This window comes from Pseudomonas sp. GW822-FHT02D10, from assembly GCF_058802345.1.
Genome location: NZ_JBXAOB010000034.1, coordinates 1 through 1,517, shown reverse-complemented (window position 1 = coordinate 1,517; position 1,517 = coordinate 1). Strand labels below are relative to the sequence as shown.

The 1,517-nt window shown below is 60.6% G+C and carries 1 pseudogene; it reads left to right on the top strand.

Annotated elements, in window-relative coordinates:
- Window positions 1-1,517: pseudogene (locus tag AC1RPZ_RS27295) on the top strand (type IV secretion protein Rhs); the annotation flags it as partial.

Here is a 1,517-nt window from a genome sequence, read left to right as displayed (position 1 = left end):
CGACTGCGCATCACCCGCGACCGTCAGGAACGCATCAAGCGCCTCGACAACGGCGCCGGTCGCGCCTTGCTGTTGCGCTACGACCGCCAGCACCTGATCGCCATCGACTATCAGGTGTTTCGCCCGGCCGACAACCTTGATGAAGCGTGGCAGACCGAGCAAACGCTGGTCGCCTATCGCTATGACGAACGCGATCAACTGATCGAAGCGACCAACGCCGCCGGCGAAAACGAGCGCTACGACTACGACGATCAGCACGTGATTTTGCAGCGGCAACTGGCCGGTGGCGCGAGCTTCTTCTGGGAGTGGGAAAGGTCCGGTAAGGCTGCCCGATGCATTCGGCACTGGGCGTCGTTTTCGCAGATGGACGCGCGGTATGTCTGGGATGACCAGGGCAGTGTCACCGTCCTGAATATCGATGGCAGCGAAGAGGTTTACGTCCATGACGATCGGGCGCGGCTGGTGCGTAAGGTCGAGCTGGATGGAGGCGAACATCTCAAGGCTTACGATGACAACGGTCGGTTGATTGCCGAGCAGGATCCGCTGGGGGCTGTCACTGAATACCGTTACGACGAAGTCGGACGGCTTGTCGCGCTGATTCCGCCGGAAGACGAACCGACAGCCTACGAGTACCGCAACGGTTTCCTGCATGCGCGGTATCGCGGCAAGGCCGTGTGGACATATCAGCGCAATGCTCAGGGTGACATCACCGAAGCGACCGATCCCGACGGGCATGTCACTCACTACAGCCACGATGCCAAGGGTCAGCTCGTTGCCATTCGCTACCCGGACAACAGCCGCCACGTTTTCAACTGGAACAACCTCGGGCAACTGATCGAAGAGCAACTGCCAGACGGCGGCCGGCGCCGGTTTTCCTACGATGTTTTGGGTCGGCAGATTACCCGCCAGGACGAACACGCTGCCGTCACTCACTACCAATGGGATGCCGTCGGACGACTGATTCAGACAACGCTTCCCACAGGTGCCAACCGCGCCTTCAGCTTCAACGCCTACGGAAAAATCACCGCCGAACGCGATGAACTGGGCCGTGTCACGCGCTACGAATACGCCGATGACTTGCACCTGGTCAGCCACCGGATCAATGCCGACGGCACGCAACTGCGTTATCGCTACGACAATCCGCAGCTGTTGCTGACAGAAATCGAGAACGAGTCCGGCGAAAAGTATCAGCTGGACTACACGCCCAGCGGGCTGATCCGACAGGAAACCGGCTTCGACGGCCGCCGCACCGCCTACGCCTACGACCTCAACGGCCATCTGCTGGAGAAAACCGAATTCGGTGACGACGGCTCAACGTTGATCACCGCTTACCAGCGCGATGCGGCAGGGCGGTTGCTGGTCAAGACCCTGCCCGATGGCGTCAACGTCGAGTATCGCTACGACCGCCTCGGCCGACTGGTCAGCGTCGATGACGGTCACGACCACCCGTTGGAGTTCGAGTACGACCAGCAAGATCGGCTGATCACCGAACACCAGGGCTGGGGCACTTTGCGCTA